Source organism: Flavobacterium luteolum (genome assembly GCF_027111275.1).
GTDB classification, from domain to species: Bacteria; Bacteroidota; Bacteroidia; order Flavobacteriales; family Flavobacteriaceae; genus Flavobacterium; species Flavobacterium luteolum.
The window spans coordinates 1,132,709-1,152,816 of record NZ_CP114286.1; the positions used below are offsets into that span (position 1 = coordinate 1,132,709).

Below are 20,108 nucleotides of genomic sequence, written 5' to 3' on the forward strand. Positions count from 1 at the left end.
CAAAAATGACAAAACAAAAAGTTACTTTATTCTGGTTTAGACGTGATTTGCGTTTAGAAGACAACACAGGATTATTTCATGCCTTGCAATCAGATTTCCCTGTTGTTCCTCTTTTTATTTTCGACGATGATATTCTAGAACATCTTCCAAAAAATGATGCCAGAGTAACTTTCATTTATGATTCACTTCAAAAAATAAACGCAGAATTAAATAATCTTGATTCTTCCATCTTAATCAAAAAAGGAAAAACTACAGACGTTTGGAAATCACTAATTGAAGAATTTGATATTCAAACCGTTTTCTTTAATAAAGATTATGAACCTTTTGCCATCAAGCGTGATATAAACATAACTGCGTTATTAAAAGAAAACAACATTGAATCTTTTTCTTTTAAAGATCATGTAATTTTCGAAGAAAAAGAAATCACAAAAGCAGACGGACTTCCATACACCGTTTACACGCCTTATAAAAACAAATGGCTAGAGAAATACCATTTTTCGGGTTCTGCTCCTGAATATGACATCAAACCTTTTCAATCTAATTTTGCAAGAAATCAATTTAACTTTCCTAATTTAAAAGAAATTGGTTTTGAAAGAAGTTCCATAAAAATAAAACCACATAACTTAACACAAATAGCCAATTACAAAGAAACGAGAGATTTTCCAGCTTTGGACAGCACTTCTTATCTTTCACCACATTTACGTTTTGGCACTGTTAGTATTAGAAAATTAGTGAACTGGGCAAACCGAAAAAATCAGACATTTTTAAGTGAATTAATCTGGCGAGAATTCTTTATTCAAATTCTCTTTAGCTTCCCGAATTGTGTCAATCATAATTTCAAATCCAATTATGACGGAATTCAATGGCGAAATAATGAAGAAGATTTCAAGCGCTGGTGTTCTGGAACAACCGGATATCCGATGGTCGATGCTGGAATGCGTCAGTTGAATGAAACTGGATATATGCACAATCGCGTGCGTATGGTGGTAGCGAGTTTTTTATGCAAACATTTACTCATTAACTGGCAATGGGGCGAAGCTTATTTTGCAGAAAAACTTTTAGATTTCGAATTAGCTTCAAACGTAGGAAACTGGCAATGGGCAGCAGGAACGGGTTGTGATGCTGCGCCTTATTTCAGGGTTTTTAATCCCGAAATTCAGCAGCAAAAATTTGACCCAAAAGGAGAATACATCCGCAAATGGATTCCTGAATTTGATTTTGGTTATAACGAACCTATGGTTGATCATGCTTTTGCTAGAGATCGTGCGATTGCGACTTACAAGGCTGGGATCTTGAAATAAAGTTTTTGTTTCAGGTTTCAAGTTTCAGGTTTACACTGGATGCTTAATTTTGTTTCACGCAGATTTTGCAGAATAAGCAGATTTATATTCATTTTTGTCATCCTGAGGAACGAAGGATCACACACTAGAAACTCCACAATCAGAATCGATAATCTTTGTTGAGCTACGTGTGTGATCCTTCGTTCCTCAGGATGACAAACTAAACAAAAAAAACTTTGTCAAAGTTTTAAACTTTGACAAAGTTCTATATCTAAAGTTCAGCCAACTTGAAACCTGAAACCTGAAACAAAAAGAAACTATTAATTAGTATTTTAAATAATTCTCCACAACGATTTTCGCTTTCAAATCAAACATTAAATTATATAAACCAAAGAAAGTACGATTCATATAAATAAAATGTTTAGAGCCACGATTTCCGTTCATTTTTTTGAGATTTGTATCTTCTGAAAAACGTTTTCCTAATTGGGCAATTGCGCTAAAGAATTCTTCATCGGCAAAATCGAAAGTTTCGTTTTGAAATGGTTTCGTAAAAAGAGACAATAAATCATGAAACATTTCGGTGAAATATTCTATTTCTGCTGGCGTATCATCTGGACGAAGAATCTCCAATTCGAATAATTTCTGATTGAAAAGCTTCTCGTCTGTAATGACATTTTTATTGATCAATTCGAAATAAGGAGTGTAGAAATCATCTGGAATTTGTTTCATACAGCCAAAATCTAAAGCGATTAACTGGTTTTGATCATCAACCAAAAAATTTCCAGGATGCGGATCTGCATGCACTTTTCTTAAAACATGAATTTGATACATATAAAAATCCCAAAGCGCCTGACCCAATTTATCACCCGCTTCTTGGTCGGTATTTTTAGCTGTGAATTCAGAAAGATGAATTCCAGTCATCCAATCCATCGTAATAATTTTCTCTGATGAAAACTCTGGATAGTAATTCGGAAAAGTAATATTTTCAATCTTACTGCAAGCCTCAACAACTTCTTGGCTTTGTTTCAATTCTAACAAATAGTTAGTTTCTTCAATCAGTTTATCTTCGACTTCTTTAAAATATTTATCAGAATCTTTTCCCTGCAGATTAAACATTCTTATTGCAATTGGTTTTACCAAAGCCAGATCAGAAGAAATACTATTGGCAACACCTGGATACTGAATTTTAACCGCCAGTTTTTTATCGCCTTTTTTTGCCAAATGCACTTGACCAATACTTGCCGCGTTTACCGAATTCGGATTGAATTCGTCAAAAATTTCATAAGGCGTTTTTCCAAAATTGCTTTTGAACGTTTTTAAAACCAAAGGCGCAGAAAGAGGCGGTACAGAAAATTGCGATAACGAAAACTTTTCTACATAAGCTTGCGGAAGAAAGTTTTTATCCATACTTAACATTTGAGCGACTTTAAGTGCACTTCCTTTTAAGCTTTTTAGTCCGTCATAAATATCTTCGGCGTTGTTCTCGTTGAGTTTGTCACGGCTCAAATCTGGATTAACCATTTTTTCGGCATAATGCTTTACATAGTTTACACCAATTTTAGCACCCGTTTGAACCAATTTTCCCGCTCTTTCTATTTTTGAAGTTGGAATATAATCGATTGTTTTCATTATCTGCTGTATACTTTTTCTTTAAACAAAAATTTCCCGAAATCAATCAAATGATTCATTGGCGCAACATTCATTAATTCGAACGAAGCATTCACAGATTTTTCAATAAAAATATCTGTCTTTTCGAAAGCCGGAGATTCATCTTCCATCCAAAATTTGATTGTCATCATTAATTGCACCCAAGATGATTCCTGAATGGCTTTTTCTTGAAATTTTTGAAATCTTTCCTGTTCCAATCTGTAATCGTCTGTCAGGATTTCAGCAACATATTCTTTAAAACTATTTCGAAGTGTAGTTAACTGCACTAAATTTTTAAGCGGATTTTTATCCATTTTAAGCGATTGTAAAACATAGCTTCTATTGGCAGTCAGGATTTCAAAAAAAGTAAAATAAAAACTCAACATTTTATTCTTCATGTCATATCCCTGATATTCCTCATTTTTATGAAGAAGATTAATTGTGTTTTCAAAAAACAGTCGGAATATTTCTTTTTCTAAACCTTCTAATGTTCCAAAAAAAGCATAAAACTCGGCTTCTGTAAAATCATTTTCTTTGGCAAAATGATAAACCGATTTTGGTTTTTGACCTTTTTCCAGAACCTCTTCCATATATTTTGAAACGATATCATCTTTGGTAATTACCTTTTTTTTAGTCGCCATTTTATTAAAATTTAGAATTTGCCATAAAGGTAAACATTGTTTAAGTACCTTTACTAATCCTTAAACACTATATACTGTTAAATATATTATAAACTATTATGGCTCAAAATGTTCTATTAACAGGCGGAAGCGGTTTCATTGGAAAACATTTAACAGATGTTCTCATCGAAGCCGGATTTTCTGTATCTGTTTTGAGCCGTTCAGACAGAGAAAATACTCCGAGAGTCACTTATTACAAATGGGATATCAAAAAAAATTACATTGATAAAAATGCTGTCCTAAATGCCGACTACATTATTCATCTTGCGGGAGAAGGAATCGTCGAAAAAAGATGGACTAAAAGACGAAAAAGAGCTATTCTTGAAAGCCGAATTAGACCTATAGAAATGATTTTTTCGGTTTTGGAAAACAACAATAAAAAACTAGAGGCATTTGTTTCTGCATCAGCTGTTGGTATTTATGGTGCTGTAACCAGTCATAAAATCTGTACCGAAGACACGCCTCCAGCAAATGACTTTTTAGGCATCACTTGTCAAAAATGGGAAAATGCTGCTGATAAAATGAATTCTTTAAACATTCGAACTGTCAAAATTAGAACTGGTATCGTTTTTGGAAAAGAAGAAGGTTTTATAAAAAAGATGATTCCGACCTTTAAATCGGGTTTTGGCGCGGTATTGGGTTCGGGGAAACAATATCTCCCTTGGATTCATGTTGAAGATTTATGCCAGATTTACTTAAAAAGTCTAGAAGATTCTAAACTTGAAGGCGCTTACAATGCTTGCATAACCGATAATACAACTAATGCCCGATTTTCTAAAACATTCGCTAAATTGTTTGATTATGCTATTTGGCTTCCTAATGTTCCTCCTTTTGTACTAAAGATTTTATTGGGAGAAATGAGCATAGCAGTTTTAACTGGACAACGTGTTTCTTCAGAAAAAATTCAGAAAACAGGTTTCGAATTTCAGTTTACTGATTTAGAAAAAACACTTATCAGCTGTATCAAATAATTTTATTTTAAAGTAAGCATAGTATCTTCACTTCGAACAATGCCCGTCAGTTCTGTATTAGCTGTTTTTGAAATTTTGGCAGCTATAGGAGTTGGAATCTGAATATTAAAATCAGAAACTTCAATTGGAAAATCTGAAATAACCTGAATTCCTTCCGGCACTCTTTTAATCAAAGCATTCACAATAATTTCTTTTGATTTGCCTCGTAAATTCAATTTTCCCTTTATCTGATATTGCTTTTCAACCTCATTAATATCTTTCAAATCAAATTTTTCAATCTTCCCTTTAAATACTGCTTTAGGATAACGATCGCTTTGCATATAATTTTCATTGAAATGCTCTTGCATGAGATCCAATTTAAAACGAAAATTTTTGATGACAACAGTACAGATAAAAGTACTTGTTTTAGGTTCTAAAAGTATAGCTACTTGTCTATTTACTGCTCTAATCTCCTCAAACATAGGAACGGAGGCTTCAAAATTAATTGTCCCTGTATTAGTGAAAAATTTGTCTTGGGCAATAACAGAAAAAGCAGTAAAAAGTAAAAAAAGTAAGGTAGTTGTTTTCATAATCGTCTACGTTTAAACAATTATGTCATTCCATTTATTCTGACCAACAGAAAATAAAAAATTCAGCTTTTAATTAATCTGAAAAATAGAACGGCAATACTCAGTGAAAAAATTCCGTAACCCAATAATTACACTTAAAGTTACGAAATTTCTCAACGCCGAGTTCTGAGATTAATGCTAAATATTTGTGAATTTTTTTTTCTTCTGAAAAGGGAATCGTGAGAGGTAAAAAAGACTAAAATACTCTTTTTACTAATGCATAAATTACATTGATAAAAAATAAAAGCTGCGCGCCAAATAATGCAAAAATGAAAATCACTATTCCTATTTCTATTCTTTGGTTAAAACTCATGTCTTCTAAAAGTCCAACCATATCGCCAGGAATACTTTCTCTTAAAAATTTAGGCAAAACGAAAACCGCAAACAAACCTATTATGCTTATTAAAATATGAGAAACAGTCATCCAATTTATTAAACCAAAATTTAGTTTCAAAAGACCAAAATAAATAAAAGCCAATATTCCATAAATAAAAGAAATAAGAATCATTAAATGTTTCCAAGAAATAACAAAATACGTATCATGAATATTGATTGAAACTGTTTGATTTCCTTTATAAAACCCATATAGTAGAAGAACTACTATTAATCCTAAAAACACAAAATAAGGTTTGCTTTGTATGTAATTCATTTAAAAAAAATTAGTCGTTAACCTTTTACCTCTGTGCAAATTTCAATTAAAAATCCATTCAAATCTCTTGCATAAGCTACAATTTGTCCCCAAGGTTTTTCTACAGGTTCTAAAACTATAACCGCACCAAAAGAAGTTGCTTTCTGTAAAACTTCTGGAACGTTATCTGTAATGAAACCAATTTCTATTGCAAAAGGCTTATTTTCTAAACTGCTTTCAATAAAACCGTCTTTCAAACTTTGAGAAGCCAGCTTTTTTGATGCAAATGAAAGTGTCGTTTCTCCTGTACTTAATTCGCCATAATCGCCATCTGGCGTAATAAATTTTCTCGAGAACCCAAAAGCATTTTCATAAAACGCAATAGATTCTTCAACATTTTCAACATATAAAATTGTATATCCAAACTTGACCATAATTTCTACTATTTAATGTGTATCTAATAAATATAAGAAAATTTAGCTAATTTCTAGAAGGACATTATATTTTTCTAAACTCGCTAGATCTTCAATCGAATTTATATTGGTCAATTTTTCGTGTTCTTCTACTTCTTTTCTAACCTCAATATGTTTTATTGCTTTTCTAAAACGTCGCACTTCTTCTAAATTAGATAAAATCAATCCTGGAACTGGAACGCTTTTTCCGTCTTTATCTTTGGCAACCATTGTAAAGTAAGACGAATTACAATGTTTGATTACACCAGTCTGAATATTTTCGGCTTCTACGCGAATGCCTACGATCATCGAACTTCTTCCAACATAATTTACAGAAGCTTTCATGGTTACTAACTCTCCTACTTCAATTGGTTTTAGAAAGTTTACCGTATCTACAGAAGCCGTTACGCAATAATTTCCGCTAAATTTTGATGCCGATGCAAACGCAATCTGATCTAATAATAACAAAATATATCCTCCGTGAATTTTTCCGCTAAAATTGGTATGCGAAGGAAGCATTAATTCTGATATACTAACTTTTGATGATGAAACGGGTTTAAAATCTGTACTCATGTTTTTATTTTTGGTATTTTTTGATTAGTTGTATTCTATATTTTTTCTCTTGCCTCTTACTTCTTTCCTCTTCTAATTCAATAATTCATTTTCATCTGAATTAATCGCTCTTGCAATAATATTGTCTGGAAGCGATTTCTTTGCTTTTGCTCCCATTTTTTTCAATCTTTCTACGCTCGAAATCAGATTTCCTTTTCCATCAACCAATTTATTCATTGCGCTTTCGTATTCTGTTTTGGTGTCTTTTATTTTATTTCCAATTCGGACTAAATCGGACACAAAACCTTCAAATTTATCATATAAAGCTCCAGCTTGTCTTGCAATCTCAAAAGCATTTTCCTGCTGTTTCTGATTGGTCCACATACTGTCAATAGTTCGCAATGTAGCCAAAAGCGTGCTTGGTGTTACAATAACAATATTTCGGTCAAAAGCTTTGGTGTATAAAGATGGATCTTCGTTTAAAGCAATAGCAAAAGCAGGTTCCATAGGAATGAAAAGCAATACAAAGTCTGGGCTTTCCATTTGGTATAAATCATGGTAATTTTTACTTCCTAACTGCTCCACATGCCTTTTTATAGAAATAACATGCTCTTTAAGAAATTCTATTTTTAAAAGTTCCGATTCTTCATTTACCCATTTTTCGTAAGCCGAAAGTGAAACTTTAGAATCGACAATCATTTTTTTACCGTCAGGAAGATTAATCACTACATCTGGCAAAACGCGGTTTCCTTCATTATTTGTAAAACTCTGCTGTACTTCGTATTCTCTTCCTTTTTCTAGTCCTGATTTTTCTAGAACACGCTCCAAAACCAATTCCCCCCAATTTCCCTGCATTTTACTGTCACCTTTTAATGCTTTGGTAAGATTTAAGGTTTCTTTGCTCATTTGTGCGTTCATTTCGCTCAAACCAATAATCTGCTGGCGAAGCGCTGCATGATAATCGATACTTTCCTTATGAGTTTGCTCAACCTTTTGTTCAAAAACAAGAATTTTATCCTGCAAAGGCGTCAGGATATTTTTCATGTTCACTGTGTTTTGTTCGGTAAACTTAGCCGATTTTTCTTCCAGGATTTTGTTGGCAAGATTTTCAAACTCTTTAGTGAATTTTTCTTGAAGTTCGTTGATTTCGCTTTTCTGCTCTTTATGGCGTTCCCATAAATTTTCAAAATCCACTTCTTTTTTAGAAAGCTGAATTGCAAGACTGTCTTTCTCTGTCCTAATATTTTCTTTCTCAGAAATACTCAACTGTAATTGTTTCTGAAAATTATTTTTTTCGTTTTCAAATTGCTCTTTCAACATTTGCAACTGCCCATTTAAAGCATTCAATCTTTCCTCAGAAATAGCCTTTTCAGAATTAAATTTTGACATAGAAAGCATTCTCCCTACGTAGATTCCAGCAAAAAGTGCAACAACAAAGCCTAGTAAAAACGGTAAATAATCAGACATAACTAAGTTAATTTTACGTAAAAGTACGCAATAATACGTAGTGCTTAGTTTTTAAAATAGAAATTTCACTAATTCATTTTCAAATCCAACTAAACCAACATTTTATTTTTTTTGAAAAAATTTTAACCTCAACGCAACCTTTTTTTAAAAGCACTATCTACTAAGATATAAACCTATTAAAATAATTATGAAAAAATTAATGCTTGGCTTGTTTGTAGCCTTTGGATTCAGTGCTTGTTCTCTCAATGACGGAAATAAATATGTAGATTGTGGAGCTAATACAGCTGTAAATTTTACTGGCTTTCCGTTCGCATGTAATTATAATGTAAAATCAATGCCTAATAATCCTGCTGCTGTTGTTATTGTATCTCAAGAAAAAATGGAAGAGTTTTTTACAAAACATGAGAACAACTGTCCTGTTGCAAGTGACCCTAATATTGATTTTACAAAAGAATATCTAGTTGGAATTTTTGCAGGCGCTAAACCTACAAGCGGATATGCCATCAAAATTACTTCGATTGTAGAAAACAATTGCGAGATCGTTGTTAATTACTACGAAAAAACTCCTGCTGAAGGTGAAAACGTAACCCAAGCTCCTACTTATCCTTATGATTTTGTTTTGATTCCGAAAACATCAAAAGGAATGATTTTTAACAAAACAGTAGAAATTGCAGACGCGATGGTTATTGGAAGTTTCAATAACCAATGTTTAAGCTCTGACTGCCAAAAATTCTATCAGATTAACGATTTTAATACTTTAAAATTCTTAAACGTTGGCGCTAATCAATATGATTTTGGACAATATAGATATACTCCAACAATTAAGAGAGGCGAATATACTTTATTGTTAAAAAGTGTTCCTGCTGAAATTTTAGCTTTAAAAGGACAAACAAAAACGTATGGTACTCCAGATGCAACAGATCAAGGCGGAATTTATTTTGAGCTTCGTCAAGGCGCAAGTACCACTAAAGTTTATATCGACAACAATGACACTGAAGATCAAAGTTCAGAAATAAAACTTTTCAAAAAAACAATTCAAGAAAAAATTACAAGTTTAAAATAATTCTATCATGAAGAAACTCTTTTTATCTTTTATTATTTGCTTTCTTTTTACATCAATGATTTCTGTTAATACTTCTACAGAAGCTGCAGGATCAATTATAAATACGTGGACTTGGGAAAAATCTATTGGGGGTTCTAATAATCCTTATGTAGCTACACCCAAAACAATTGGATTTACTAAGAAAATCATTTTCACCCAAGACGGAAGGGTTATTACTTATAAAAACAATGTAGAGATTAGAAATAGTGCGTATCAGATAGAAAAGGGAAAAGGATATTTTGATCAATCAGAACATGATCTAATTACCTTTGAAGGCAAAACCTACATAATAGAAAACCTTGACAATCAAAATCTAACAATTGTAAGCAACAGTCAAGACGGTAGTCGAACTATTTTTAAAAGATAGTTTTGTAAGCTATTTAAAACTATTTTTGCAAAATCAAATTTGAACCATTTCTTGAAAGACGAGTTAGAAAAATATATCAAACTGTGCATGAAAAATGACAGGGAGGGACAACTGAAAATCTATCAGTTGTTCTCTCCTGTTTTATATGGTATTTGTTTGAAATATATGAAGAACGAAGATGACGCAAAGGACGTTTTTCAGGAAGCATTTGTAATTGCCTTTCAGAAAATAAGCCAATATAAATTTGAAGGAAGCTTTGAGGGATGGTTAAAACGAATCTTTATAAACAAACTCATTGAAACTTTAAACAAAAAGAAAAAGGAGAGTTTCTTTTTAGATGTTTTTGATCCCGATACGGATTTTGTGGAAGAAGAGGAACTGGAAGCTATTCCGATCGAACAGGAAAAACTTCTGGAGTATATTAGGGATTTACCAGATCAATATCGAACGGTTTTTAACTTGTATGTATTTGAGAAAATGAAACACAGAGAAATCGCCGAACTATTAAAAATCTCCGAAGGAACATCAAAATCAAATTTAAATCGCGCCAAACATATATTACAAAAGCGAATTTTGAGCATAAAAAATTTTAAGATAGCATGAAGAAGCAAAAAATAGAAGATATTTTTTCATCAATGGAAGACTTTTCGAGTGTTCCGCCTCCAGAATTATGGAGTCAGATTGAAGAAAAATTAGATAAACCTAAAAAGAAGAAGAGAGTTGTTCTTTGGTGGTCGGCTGCTGCATGCTTATTATTAGGGTTGCTTCTGCCTTCAATTTTACATTTTACTGCTTCTTCTGAAAATACAAACCTCAACAACGGCAATTTAGAAAACAATACAAACAGCGTTGTTATTGACAAAAAAACAAATAACGTTCATACTGGCAAAGATTCAAATCGAAATAAAAATACTGGAAAAGCAATAGATTCGTTAAACGAAAATTCTCCAAGGAATCAGTTCAATAGTGAGTCGCAAATGCAAGTTCAAGAAACTTCTGTAGCGGAAACAAACTCTGAGAACAAAACCAGTAAAAGAGATTCTAAATCTGATGTTGTGGTTCCAGCAAATACAGCAAACCAATCTGTTGCTTATCAAAAATCTGGTTCATCAGAAGAAAAATCAATTGTAAAATCTTCTAAAAAATCTATTTTAGAAAATAATACAAGATCTTCAAATAAAGGTATTTCCGAAGAGAGAATTGCTTTTGGAAAACAAAGTAAATTTAATTCGACAGCAAAAAAACAGCTTTCAAATTCTATTTTTGAAGAACAGCTTACTCCGAAAAACAGTAAAAATATAGCTTTCACTAATCAAGGATATGCTACAAATAATAACCCTTTTACAAACAGTAATGCATCTAACTCAAACAATGCCGTTTTAGGTAAAACTGAGAATAAGCGAACTGATAAAGCAGTCATCATAAAAGACGATCTGAAAATCACTAACGGTTTGAGCAAAACAGACTCTATGCAACTTGCTGAACTTCAGAATTTAGAAAAAGGAATTTTAGCTCCAGAAAAGGAAAAAGAAGAAAAAGAGAAAAAAGACAAATTGCTTAATAAACAAGAAAAATGGGCAGTTGCCGTTTTTGCAGGTGTAGCTAGTTCTGAAAACACTAGAAACGAAAAAACTTTAGGTAACGTGAATGATTCTAAGCAGTCTAATTCTTATGGAGTAAAAACAAAATATAGCATTAATAAAAAATGGGCCGTAGGTTCTGGGCTAAAAATTAGTGAATTAGGACAGAGTGTTGCCAATGTATCGTATTTAAGCGCCAAAAGCAATGCTTTTTTTAATCCTGGCACTCTAAATGCCGATAGTAATAACAGTCCCGTTGTTTCAGCAGACCCGTCAAGCCAAGGTTATCTTTTTATTTCAAATAGCACAAAAGAAGCTTTGAAAAATGAAAACGTGCAAACTGGTAAATTGGATCAGAATTTAAGATATGTAGAAATGCCGCTTGAGGTTTCTTATTCTGTTTTTAATAAAAATAAAGCCAGCATTAACTTAAATACAGGAGGTTTTGTAGGTAAATTAATTTCTAACAACGTAGCTCTAGACGGACATTCTATTGGAGAGAATATAAATGCCAATGACTATGTTTATGGTTCGACTTTGAGCAGTACGGTTCAGTATCGCGTGTATAAAAAGACAAATGTTTTTGTTGAACCTGCGGTAAATTATTATATCAATCCGTTAAACAGCCAGTCTTTCAACCAGTTCCAATGGGGATTAAATTTTGGACTGAATGTTAATTTCTAAAGTAAATTTGTAGTAATTTTCAAACTATTTTTAAAATAGATTTTTATGAATTTTACCATTGGCTCAGCTGATTTAGTATTGAGCAAAGAAAGCATTTTTGATAAAGCAGATTTGCAGATGACTTCTTTAGAAAAGGAAAGCGAAAGTGAAGAATACAGTGCATTTCGTTTTCAGTTAGACAATAAAAATATTTGTTATAGAGAATCAAAAATTACTCCAACCAAAACAGGCCAATTTGTTACTTTATGGAAACGAAATCAATCAGGAACGATTGAACCTTTTGATTATTCAGATACTATAGATTTTGTAATTGTGACTGTTCGAAAAGACCAAAATTGGGGACAGTTTATTTTTCCTAAAAAAACATTATTAGAAAAAGGCATTTTTTCTACTCAAAGTAAAGAGGGAATTAGAGCCACAAGAGTTTATCCTCCTTGGGATAAAACTACAAGTAAACAGGCTCAGAAAACACAAAAATGGCAATTGGATTATTTCTTTAACTTTTCAGATCAAAGTAAAATTGATTTAGACGAATTGAAAAAAGTTTTTATATAAAAAAAGGCAGTCTTAAAATGACTGCCTTTTCTGTTTTAAAATCCATTTTATTTCTTGATGATTTTATCTTTAAAAATCACTTTATTATTTTCTGTAACCGTGTAGAAATAAACTCCAGAAACTAGATTCCCAACAGCAACAACTGCTGTACTAACTTCAGATTCATTTTTAACATTGATTGAATTTCCAATTGCACGACCATTAAAATCATACAATCTAATTTTTAGATCTCTTCCTTGCGTTGCTGTTTTGATATCAAAACTCAAAACATCTGTCGCAGGGTTTGGATAAGCTTTTACGAAATATTTATTTTTCGCTCCAAAATCTGGTGTAGAAAGCACGTCTTGTTTTAATTGGAAACGAGCAATTACTGGTCCGTGATCTGAAGTTGTTGTGGTATAATTTAGAATATCATTTCTTGGATCGTAAACTGCAGTTGACTGATCTATATATTGATCAAATAATTCATTAGAAATCATAATATGATCTAAAAACCCACCTGAGCTTAAAAAACTAAAAGCACCAGCCTGACTTATTTCTAAAGTTAGTGCTTTATAATTGCTCGTATCTGTTACAAAGTTTTCGTAAGTCGAAGGATTGTTTGTACCAAAAACTGATTTTTTCACATCATCGTTGTAATCTCCCAAAATAATTAAATTATCATTTGGATAATGTGCATCTAAACTGTCTTTAAAAACTTGCGTATCATACTTACGTCTCGTGTAAGTTGTCATATCAGATCCGCTGTTTGCTCTAGCATGAACATCTATCAGTTTGATTTCATTTTTAACTCCATTAAGATTAGTTTCTAAAGTTACGATATAAGGTAAACGACCTGAAGAGAAGAATCCTGAACTTGGGTGTACTGGCGGATTACTTGCAGGCAACGGGTAATTTGCTAAAGTTTTGGTTCCTGCAACCAATTCATCGTAAAACTCTTTAAACATTACTCGAGTTTTTTTCAATGTAGCTGTTTGAGTATTATAAATAACCACTAATTTTTGAGGTGGAAAAGTTGGATCTGAAGTTGGATCCCAAGAATACGACCAAATTGGCGAGATAGTTTTCTCAAATGTTTTACCGTTGATATTTAACTTTTGAATTAAATCGTCTATAGCTGTATCGCTAGAAACTTCCTGAACCACATATACATCGGCATTTAATTTATTCATCACTTTTGCCACATTTGCAATTTGCAAGGCATTGTCTGTGGGTCCGTTACTAGGATTATCTGAACCAAAAAATTCTAAATTATAAGTAACCACATCAAAAGTTTCTGATTTTAATATAGAAGATCCTGTAAATGAACCAATTTGTTTGTTCAGAGATGTTCCTGTTACTGTTAATGCTCCAGAAATTGTTGGTTCTTTTGTGGTTGGCGCAAATCTTGCATAAATTGTTTTTCCTGCTAAAGCATCGGCTGAAGAAACAACAATACTTGAAGTAAATGAAGTATTATCTAATGACAATTGGTACGAACCTGGAGCCTGAATAGCAATATCACCATAACCTGCGGCTCTGAAAATAAAGGACTGACTAGCAGTAATTGAATTTGGACTTACATCTGCGAAATCTAAAATCGGATTTGAATCTACGTATTGCGATTCATTTGTAATAGCAAAGTCATCGAAAGAGAATTCTGCTGCATTACCACTTCCTCCCGAAGCTGTTTCGTAAACCCAAGCCAAATAAGTGTGATCTGTTTTATAAGCTGTTAAATTTATATACTGAGATTTTGTATAAGTTCCTGTATTTCCAGGGAATTTACCATCTAATTCTATCCATGTTGCTGTATTTGGCGCGCTTACTCCATCATAATCTGTTGAAACCATTAATTTTAAAGATGGTCCATTGTAAAATTGACGAGAGTAAAAAGATAATAATGGAATTTGACTAAAATTATCTAAACGTAATCTCGGAGAAATCAGCCAATCTTTGCTTGCTCCATTTTCTGAAAATCCGTTTATTAAAACCGAACCAGTTCCAGAATTAACATTACGTGAAAGAATAGTATGTGACCATTTATTCAAAGGTCCCGCCTCATTGTATTGTGACCATCCGCTATTTGCTAAAACATTTGGATCATTAAAACCTTGTATATATGGGTTTGTTCCGCTTCCAGACAGACTAACTATTTTTGTTGTGCCTCCTGCTGTTTCATGAGTTATTGAACCTGTAAAACTTCCAACTGAAGTTGGAGTGAATTTTACATAAACTGTTGGTGTTGCATTTGAAGCAAAATCGGCCAATGCAAAAGTAATAGAAGATCCAAACGTGGCATTATCTTTAGATATTACAAAGTTTGCTGATGCGGCTAAAACAACATCTTGTGTTAAATCTGTTGCTCCAACTTGATAACTTAAAACTTTTGAATCATAATTTGCTTCTGATGCTCCTAAATCTAAAGAAGCTATTGTAGTCGATAAAACTGGCGCAATAGCAGTAGTAGCATCTAATTTACTAAATACAATTTGTGTATTATTATAAGAATCTTCTGAAATAGAAAAAACAGAGTAAGTGGTATTTAAATTCAATCCAGCAAAACTCTTTACATATTCTTGAGTAGGATCTGTAATATCTAAAAAACCAGACTGTAAGGCTGAAGCTCCTTCCGCATTCTGTCCTGCCTTTATCTGTGCAATTGTTGGTGTTGAACTGCCATTAGGCAATAACACATAATATGTTTTTCCTTTCTCATTTATTTTACTGATAAAGTCAAAACTATCAGCTAAGATATTAGTAACCTTTGGATAGCCGGTAACATTAATTGGCGCATCTAGATCGCTAAAAACTTTTACATCAACATTATCAATGGCAAAAGCTGGACGAGAGCCTCCTCCGGAAATTTGTCTAGAAATCCATCGCACTTGAACTACAGGTTGATTATTACATTCCGCAGGTAACATTACTGTTATATGACTACTTTGTGGTAACGTAGTTTCATCCATGCGTGGGGTGGTATTATTGCGAAAATAAGTATCAGACAACGTTACAAAATCTGCCGTAGTACCAACTCGGTATTGTAAAGCAAATTCATTGATACGAGAACTTGTAGTTGAACCACTTACTGTACCGTACGGATTACGAATTACCAAAGCATCATATTGAATTTCAATACTTGCTTTTTGTTCTGTTGAAAAAGCAAGAGCAATTGCATAATCATTAGTTCCAGAATTTAGAAAACCAATTTTTCCATCATAATTATAAACATTTCCTGTACCAGAATTCGCTTTTCCTCCAGCCGTTAAAGCCTTATCTGCTATAATTACACCAGATGTAACATAATTTGTAATACCAGAACCATTTGTATTTCCTGCGGTCCATCCTTGAAATCCAAGTGGATATACTACAGAAGTACCACCATTTAAATCGTTAAATTCTTCTCTTATAGGAAGTGAAGTTCTTATCGTAATCTGAGCAAAAAGATTACCAGAAAAAAGGCAAAAAAAACATAAAAGAGCCAAAAGATGGCGCGAAAAGTAGAGTTTTTTCATATGTTAAAGAATAGAGTTTTTAGAGTTCAAATTTATCTTCTTTAAAGTTAAGCCAATATTATAAAACTATAAACTTAATGTTTGATATTTTATAAATATTATTCATCAAAACTTAATATTACATTAAATATAATAAAATAAAACCAATAAAAAGAACATTCTTTCACACATAATTCAAACAGATAACTATCCAAACAACATTAAAAAAACTCCGTATTTCCTACAAATACTAGGGTTTTTACACAAAAAAAGCAGTAAACTTTCGCTTACTGCTTTTCACTAATTCAAAATAGTATTCTCTAACAAATATTAAACCGCGGTATAACCACCATCGGCAATAATATAACTTCCTGTAGTAAATGATGATTTATCAGAATTTAGAAAAACTACTAGCTCGGCAACTTCTTCTGCTGTTCCTAAACGATTCATCGCAGATTTTGCTGCAACGGCCTGCATCATTTCCTTATTTAAATTATCTTTTAAAAGTGCTGTTTCAATATAACCCGGTCCAACAGCATTACAACGAATATTTTTTTGCGCATATTCTACTGCAATATTTTTTGTCAAACCAACAACACCATGTTTACTTGCTGTATACGCAACACTATTTGGCGCGGCAACTTGTCCGTGGATTGAAGCAATATTTACGATGCTTCCACCACCATTTTTCTCCATTTGTTCCAATTGGTAACGACAGGCATAAAAAACGCCACTTAAGTTTAAGGCAATAACCTTATCCCAAGCTTCTGGCTCATATTCGCCAGTTGGTTTTGCCGACCCGCCCATTCCTGCATTGTTACAGGCAATGTCTAATCCACCGTATTTTGAAACTGTCACCTCAACCATGTGTTTATTGTCGGCTGCGCTAGACGAGTCTCCTTTTACGAAAAAAGCTTCACCGCCCTTTTCCTTTATCATTTTTACGGTTTCTTCACCGTGTTCTACATTTATATCAGCTACTACTACTTTTGCTCCTTCTCGAGCGTACGCTTTTGCAACTGCGCGTCCGATTCCAGATCCTCCGCCAGATACAAAAGCTACTTTATTTTCTAAAAGTGCCATTTTGTATATGTTTTAAATTGATACCCCTAATTTACGAAGATATCAACCGATACAGAAGCTTTAAAATGAGTTTACAATAACATTAACGCGAACCGCTAATCTTATGTTATTTGACATTAAATTGACTCTATTTTACTTAAAATTTTGTATTGTCCTATTCGTCTTCGTCTAGTTTCATATTCCCACGATCTTTATGATTATCAGGATGTGAGTTTGGATATCGATTTGGCGTTATATCAGAATTGCGGTCTTTATTCTCTACTGTTTTCTTTGCCTCCTCCTCTGTTTCTACTCCGCGATTTGCGTTTGAGTTATTCGGACTTATCTGATGAAGCGTTTTATTAATATCCTCATTTTCATTTCGAGCGCGTTCTACAATCTTTTTATCGCCGTCTGCATCGGTTACCAATTCTCTATTCAATTTTGCGTCTTTTAACTCTTCATCATGTGAGACGTTTTTACCTTTAGATTCATCAATATTTTTCTGCGTCCCGTTTATCTTTTTTGTTCCTAAATTATTTGTTTCCATGACATTATTCTTTTTACATTGAATTTATAATATTACGAATTCTGATTGCGAATAAATTATGACTTCATATTGCTTTTCTTTTATAATTGCCATCTATTTTTTTATTCATTACCTTTATTCAAAGCAACTTAACAACCTTAATTAGTATGAATTTCTTCAAAATCAAAACTAGCTGGTCCAATTCAGAATTTATCTTGATTAAACTTTGTATGGCTTCTGCCTATATTTTTATCGGAAGTTATTTTCATGAATTTTTCGAAAATTATTATCCTGTTTTAATTGTCATTTTTGCTATAACCGTAATTTGGTTTGTCTATCAATGGTTAAAAAAAATGAAATCTCAAAAACAGTTATAAGATTTAGTTCTAAGAAAGAAACTATCTTTGCAAAAAATTAAAAATGCACCAACACTTCATTCTTTTTAAACCCTACGGCTATTTAAGCCAATTTATTTATGAATTAAAAAGAAAGAAAAAGCTTTTGGGCGAATTGTACGATTTCCCAGAAGGAACAATGGCAATTGGAAGATTAGACGAAGATTCTGAAGGTTTGCTTCTTTTGACTACTGATGGAAATATGAGTGAACTCGTTCGAAGTAAAAAGGTTGAAAAAGAATATTATGTTCAGGTTGATGGATTAATTACGCCAGAAGCAATTGAACAATTACAAAATGGTGTCGAAATTGGACTTGACGGTGGAAAATACAAAACGAAACGCTGCAAAGCATCTATCGTGACCGAAATTCCAGATTTTGGTCCGAGAGCCAAAAAAATCAGGGACGAACGTCATGGTCCTACTTCTTGGGCATCCATCACAGTAAGAGAAGGAAAATTTCGTCAAGTTAGAAAAATGACTGCTGCAGTTGGTTTTCCAACCTTGCGTCTTGTTCGCGTTCGAATAGGAAATGTATATTTGCAAAACCTAAAAGCGGGTGAAGTTTTGGAAGTTTCCGATTTTCAATTAGAAAATTTCTAGAAACTCATAACTTATAACTCATAATTCATAACTAAAAAAAGATGTTAAACGTTGTTCTTGTAGAACCAGAAATACCAAATAATACCGGAAATATAGGAAGATTGTGCGTAGGCACAGAAAGCCGTCTTCATTTAATTCATCCTTTCGGATTTGTGATTAATGACAAAAACCTAAAACGTTCGGGATTGGATTATTGGATTCATCTTGATGTAACAGAATATCAAAATGTCGAAGAATGGATTGCTCAGATTCCAGATCAATCTCGTGTTTTTTTAATGAGTTCACATTCTGATAAATCCTATTTAGAAAATGAATTTCAAGATGGTGACTGGCTGGTTTTCGGAAAAGAAAGCGTTGGTTTGAGTGCAGCATTTATGGCAAGATTCGAAAATCATTTAACGATTCCGATGTCACCGCTTATTCGCAGTTTTAATATAGCCAATTCGGTTGCTTTTGTGGTTGGTGAAGCGAAAAGACAGATTGGACTGAAGAAAGTTTAATCGTTTATTTGTTTAACTGTTTAATCGAAAAAGCTTCTTCTGAAAACGGGACTTCTAGCCCTGATGGAAGCGGCATCCTTTTGTGGCGGCGTTCGCCACAAAAGATATAGCGGACAGCAGGATTAGCTCCTGAAAAACTAACTCACAATAAATTTCCCTTTTTCAGCATCAAAAATAATATTTTCATCTTTGAATAAATTACTGAAGCTTCCATTTGAAATTAAATTACAAGGCTGATCTTGCACTATACTTTCAGGCGTCATCATAATCATTTCATCACTTAATTGAATAGCCAGATCTATATCGTGCGTAGAAAACAAGATACATTTTTGAGTTTCCTGAGTTAGCTTCTTTAATAATTTAAATAAAGAAACTTTATGCAGTAAATCAAGATGTGTTGTAGGTTCGTCTAGAATAATTAATGGCGTATCTTGCGCCAAAGCTCTTGCAATTAAAACTTTCTGCAATTGCCCATCACTAATTTGAAAATGTTTTTTTGAAGCTAAATGTTCGATTTGCGTCAAAGTCATTGCTTCTTGAACTTTTAGAACATCTTCGTCAGACAATTTATCGACCCAATTGGTATAAGGTTGGCGGCCTAAAGCCACCAATTCAAAAACGGAAAGATTACTTGGCGGCAATTTTTCGGTCAAAACCAAACTTAGATTTTGTGCCAGTTCTAAAGGCTGATAATCTGAAATATTTCTTTCATTCAAATATACTTTCCCAGATAAAGGTTTCTGAATTCCTGTAATTGTTCGTAATAAAGTTGACTTTCCAATTCCGTTTGCTCCGATTAAAGTAATTAATTTACCTGCTTCCAGACTAAGATTAAGGTTCTCAGCAATAGTCGTAACACCTTTTTTGGATTTGTATCCAATACTTAAGTTTGAGGTTGATAGAATTGTTTTCATTTTTTTGAGGTTCTAAGTTACTAAGATGCTGAGATTCTAAGTTTTTTTCTTTTAAGCCACA

General features: G+C 32.9%; 21 protein-coding genes. 10 read left to right on the forward strand and 11 right to left on the reverse strand.

The features are described from left to right. Positions 1–5: 5 nt before the first annotated feature. Positions 6–1,301 (forward strand): cryptochrome/photolyase family protein, encoded by a 1,296-nt coding sequence (locus OZP10_RS04605; protein WP_281633707.1) that lies wholly within the window; start codon positions 6–8, stop codon positions 1,299–1,301. Positions 1,302–1,604: 303 nt separating this feature from the next. Here OZP10_RS04605 and OZP10_RS04610 read toward each other — a convergent pair whose 3' ends face one another. Next, entirely contained in the window at positions 1,605–2,909 is a 1,305-nt protein-coding gene (locus OZP10_RS04610) for an ABC1 kinase family protein (RefSeq protein WP_281633708.1), read from the reverse strand. Then, complete coding sequence (locus OZP10_RS04615; protein ID WP_281633709.1) at positions 2,909–3,568, reverse strand: TetR family transcriptional regulator C-terminal domain-containing protein; 660 nt, start codon at positions 3,566–3,568, stop codon at positions 2,909–2,911. The genes OZP10_RS04610 and OZP10_RS04615 overlap by 1 nt, the downstream gene beginning before the upstream one ends. Positions 3,569–3,666: 98 nt before the next feature. Between OZP10_RS04615 and OZP10_RS04620 the strand changes: the two genes are divergently transcribed. Then, positions 3,667–4,578 carry a TIGR01777 family oxidoreductase gene (locus OZP10_RS04620; RefSeq protein ID WP_281633710.1) on the forward strand — a complete coding sequence of 304 codons (912 nt, stop codon included), beginning with the start codon at positions 3,667–3,669 and terminating at the stop codon, positions 4,576–4,578. Between the two features lie 2 nt (positions 4,579–4,580). Here OZP10_RS04620 and OZP10_RS04625 read toward each other — a convergent pair whose 3' ends face one another. From OZP10_RS04625 to OZP10_RS04645, 5 genes are all read right to left on the reverse strand, one after another. Continuing rightward, positions 4,581–5,147 (reverse strand): YceI family protein, encoded by a 567-nt coding sequence (locus OZP10_RS04625; protein ID WP_177212293.1) that lies wholly within the window; start codon positions 5,145–5,147, stop codon positions 4,581–4,583. A gap of 235 nt (positions 5,148–5,382) precedes the next feature. After that, on the reverse strand, positions 5,383–5,835 hold the full coding sequence (locus OZP10_RS04630) for a hypothetical protein (protein ID WP_281633711.1): 453 nt from the start codon (positions 5,833–5,835) through the stop codon (positions 5,383–5,385). Positions 5,836–5,852: 17 nt separating this feature from the next. Continuing rightward, on the reverse strand, positions 5,853–6,248 hold the full coding sequence (locus OZP10_RS04635; RefSeq protein ID WP_177212291.1) for a VOC family protein: 396 nt from the start codon (positions 6,246–6,248) through the stop codon (positions 5,853–5,855). 42 nt (positions 6,249–6,290) lie between these two features. Next, on the reverse strand, positions 6,291–6,839 hold the full coding sequence (locus OZP10_RS04640; protein WP_177212290.1) for an acyl-CoA thioesterase: 549 nt from the start codon (positions 6,837–6,839) through the stop codon (positions 6,291–6,293). Positions 6,840–6,911: 72 nt separating this feature from the next. Beyond that, entirely contained in the window at positions 6,912–8,285 is a 1,374-nt protein-coding gene (locus OZP10_RS04645; protein ID WP_281633712.1) for a DNA recombination protein RmuC, read from the reverse strand. A gap of 187 nt (positions 8,286–8,472) precedes the next feature. Here OZP10_RS04645 and OZP10_RS04650 point away from each other — a divergent pair, with 187 nt between their 5' ends. From OZP10_RS04650 to OZP10_RS04670, 5 genes are all read left to right on the forward strand, one after another. Continuing rightward, complete coding sequence (locus OZP10_RS04650; protein WP_281633713.1) at positions 8,473–9,348, forward strand: protease complex subunit PrcB family protein; 876 nt, start codon at positions 8,473–8,475, stop codon at positions 9,346–9,348. Positions 9,349–9,355: 7 nt separating this feature from the next. Then, positions 9,356–9,754: a hypothetical protein gene (locus tag OZP10_RS04655; RefSeq protein WP_281633714.1), complete on the forward strand. Its 399-nt coding sequence runs from the start codon at positions 9,356–9,358 to the stop codon at positions 9,752–9,754. 165 nt (positions 9,755–9,919) lie between these two features. Then, positions 9,920–10,357 carry an RNA polymerase sigma factor gene (locus OZP10_RS04660; RefSeq protein ID WP_281633715.1) on the forward strand — a complete coding sequence of 146 codons (438 nt, stop codon included), beginning with the start codon at positions 9,920–9,922 and terminating at the stop codon, positions 10,355–10,357. Continuing rightward, complete coding sequence (locus tag OZP10_RS04665; RefSeq protein ID WP_281633716.1) at positions 10,354–12,018, forward strand: hypothetical protein; 1,665 nt, start codon at positions 10,354–10,356, stop codon at positions 12,016–12,018. The genes OZP10_RS04660 and OZP10_RS04665 overlap by 4 nt, the downstream gene beginning before the upstream one ends. Positions 12,019–12,063: 45 nt before the next feature. Beyond that, a complete protein-coding gene (locus tag OZP10_RS04670; protein WP_281633717.1) occupies positions 12,064–12,573 on the forward strand; it encodes a MepB family protein in 510 nt (169 codons plus the stop codon). A 47-nt stretch (positions 12,574–12,620) separates the two neighbouring features. On the opposite strand, the gene OZP10_RS04675 is transcribed toward OZP10_RS04670, so the two are convergent. The 3 genes from OZP10_RS04675 to OZP10_RS04685 form a co-directional block, all read right to left on the reverse strand. Next, entirely contained in the window at positions 12,621–16,067 is a 3,447-nt protein-coding gene (locus tag OZP10_RS04675) for a T9SS-dependent choice-of-anchor J family protein (protein ID WP_281633718.1), read from the reverse strand. 309 nt (positions 16,068–16,376) lie between these two features. Then, the gene (locus OZP10_RS04680; RefSeq protein WP_281633719.1) at positions 16,377–17,129 is read right to left on the reverse strand and encodes an SDR family NAD(P)-dependent oxidoreductase; all 753 of its coding nucleotides are present in this window, start codon (positions 17,127–17,129) and stop codon (positions 16,377–16,379) included. Positions 17,130–17,283: 154 nt separating this feature from the next. Continuing rightward, positions 17,284–17,658 (reverse strand): hypothetical protein, encoded by a 375-nt coding sequence (locus OZP10_RS04685; protein ID WP_281633720.1) that lies wholly within the window; start codon positions 17,656–17,658, stop codon positions 17,284–17,286. 146 nt (positions 17,659–17,804) lie between these two features. Between OZP10_RS04685 and OZP10_RS04690 the strand changes: the two genes are divergently transcribed. The 3 genes from OZP10_RS04690 to OZP10_RS04700 are packed head-to-tail and all read left to right on the forward strand — an operon-like array spanning position 17,805 to position 19,133. Continuing rightward, positions 17,805–18,014 carry a hypothetical protein gene (locus OZP10_RS04690; protein ID WP_281633721.1) on the forward strand — a complete coding sequence of 70 codons (210 nt, stop codon included), beginning with the start codon at positions 17,805–17,807 and terminating at the stop codon, positions 18,012–18,014. 43 nt (positions 18,015–18,057) lie between these two features. Further along, the gene (locus OZP10_RS04695) at positions 18,058–18,633 is read left to right on the forward strand and encodes a pseudouridine synthase (protein ID WP_281633722.1); all 576 of its coding nucleotides are present in this window, start codon (positions 18,058–18,060) and stop codon (positions 18,631–18,633) included. Between the two features lie 41 nt (positions 18,634–18,674). Then, positions 18,675–19,133, forward strand: a complete 459-nt coding sequence (locus tag OZP10_RS04700) for a tRNA (cytidine(34)-2'-O)-methyltransferase (protein ID WP_281633723.1) — start codon at positions 18,675–18,677, stop codon at positions 19,131–19,133. 137 nt (positions 19,134–19,270) lie between these two features. On the opposite strand, the gene OZP10_RS04705 is transcribed toward OZP10_RS04700, so the two are convergent. Then, positions 19,271–20,047: an ABC transporter ATP-binding protein gene (locus tag OZP10_RS04705; RefSeq protein ID WP_281633724.1), complete on the reverse strand. Its 777-nt coding sequence runs from the start codon at positions 20,045–20,047 to the stop codon at positions 19,271–19,273. Between the last annotated feature and the right edge of the window lie 61 nt (positions 20,048–20,108).

Excerpts from the sequence above, each read along its gene's own strand:
- OZP10_RS04675 (WP_281633718.1), bottom strand. The coding sequence starts at position 16,067 with ATGAAAAAACTCTACTTTTCGCGCCATCTTTTGGCTCTTTTATGTTTT.
- OZP10_RS04650 (WP_281633713.1), top strand. The coding sequence starts at position 8,473 with ATGAAAAAATTAATGCTTGGCTTGTTTGTAGCCTTTGGATTCAGTGCT.
- OZP10_RS04685 (WP_281633720.1), bottom strand. The coding sequence starts at position 17,658 with ATGGAAACAAATAATTTAGGAACAAAAAAGATAAACGGGACGCAGAAA.
- OZP10_RS04625 (WP_177212293.1), bottom strand. The coding sequence starts at position 5,147 with ATGAAAACAACTACCTTACTTTTTTTACTTTTTACTGCTTTTTCTGTT.
- OZP10_RS04660 (WP_281633715.1), top strand. The coding sequence starts at position 9,920 with ATGAAGAACGAAGATGACGCAAAGGACGTTTTTCAGGAAGCATTTGTA.
- OZP10_RS04610 (WP_281633708.1), bottom strand. The coding sequence starts at position 2,909 with ATGAAAACAATCGATTATATTCCAACTTCAAAAATAGAAAGAGCGGGA.
- OZP10_RS04690 (WP_281633721.1), top strand. The coding sequence starts at position 17,805 with ATGAATTTCTTCAAAATCAAAACTAGCTGGTCCAATTCAGAATTTATC.
- OZP10_RS04635 (WP_177212291.1), bottom strand. The coding sequence starts at position 6,248 with ATGGTCAAGTTTGGATATACAATTTTATATGTTGAAAATGTTGAAGAA.
- OZP10_RS04655 (WP_281633714.1), top strand. The coding sequence starts at position 9,356 with ATGAAGAAACTCTTTTTATCTTTTATTATTTGCTTTCTTTTTACATCA.
- OZP10_RS04640 (WP_177212290.1), bottom strand. The coding sequence starts at position 6,839 with ATGAGTACAGATTTTAAACCCGTTTCATCATCAAAAGTTAGTATATCA.
- OZP10_RS04705 (WP_281633724.1), bottom strand. The coding sequence starts at position 20,047 with ATGAAAACAATTCTATCAACCTCAAACTTAAGTATTGGATACAAATCC.
- OZP10_RS04695 (WP_281633722.1), top strand. The coding sequence starts at position 18,058 with ATGCACCAACACTTCATTCTTTTTAAACCCTACGGCTATTTAAGCCAA.
- OZP10_RS04670 (WP_281633717.1), top strand. The coding sequence starts at position 12,064 with ATGAATTTTACCATTGGCTCAGCTGATTTAGTATTGAGCAAAGAAAGC.
- OZP10_RS04630 (WP_281633711.1), bottom strand. The coding sequence starts at position 5,835 with ATGAATTACATACAAAGCAAACCTTATTTTGTGTTTTTAGGATTAATA.
- OZP10_RS04665 (WP_281633716.1), top strand. The coding sequence starts at position 10,354 with ATGAAGAAGCAAAAAATAGAAGATATTTTTTCATCAATGGAAGACTTT.
- OZP10_RS04700 (WP_281633723.1), top strand. The coding sequence starts at position 18,675 with ATGTTAAACGTTGTTCTTGTAGAACCAGAAATACCAAATAATACCGGA.
- OZP10_RS04615 (WP_281633709.1), bottom strand. The coding sequence starts at position 3,568 with ATGGCGACTAAAAAAAAGGTAATTACCAAAGATGATATCGTTTCAAAA.
- OZP10_RS04680 (WP_281633719.1), bottom strand. The coding sequence starts at position 17,129 with ATGGCACTTTTAGAAAATAAAGTAGCTTTTGTATCTGGCGGAGGATCT.
- OZP10_RS04620 (WP_281633710.1), top strand. The coding sequence starts at position 3,667 with ATGGCTCAAAATGTTCTATTAACAGGCGGAAGCGGTTTCATTGGAAAA.
- OZP10_RS04645 (WP_281633712.1), bottom strand. The coding sequence starts at position 8,285 with ATGTCTGATTATTTACCGTTTTTACTAGGCTTTGTTGTTGCACTTTTT.
- OZP10_RS04605 (WP_281633707.1), top strand. The coding sequence starts at position 6 with ATGACAAAACAAAAAGTTACTTTATTCTGGTTTAGACGTGATTTGCGT.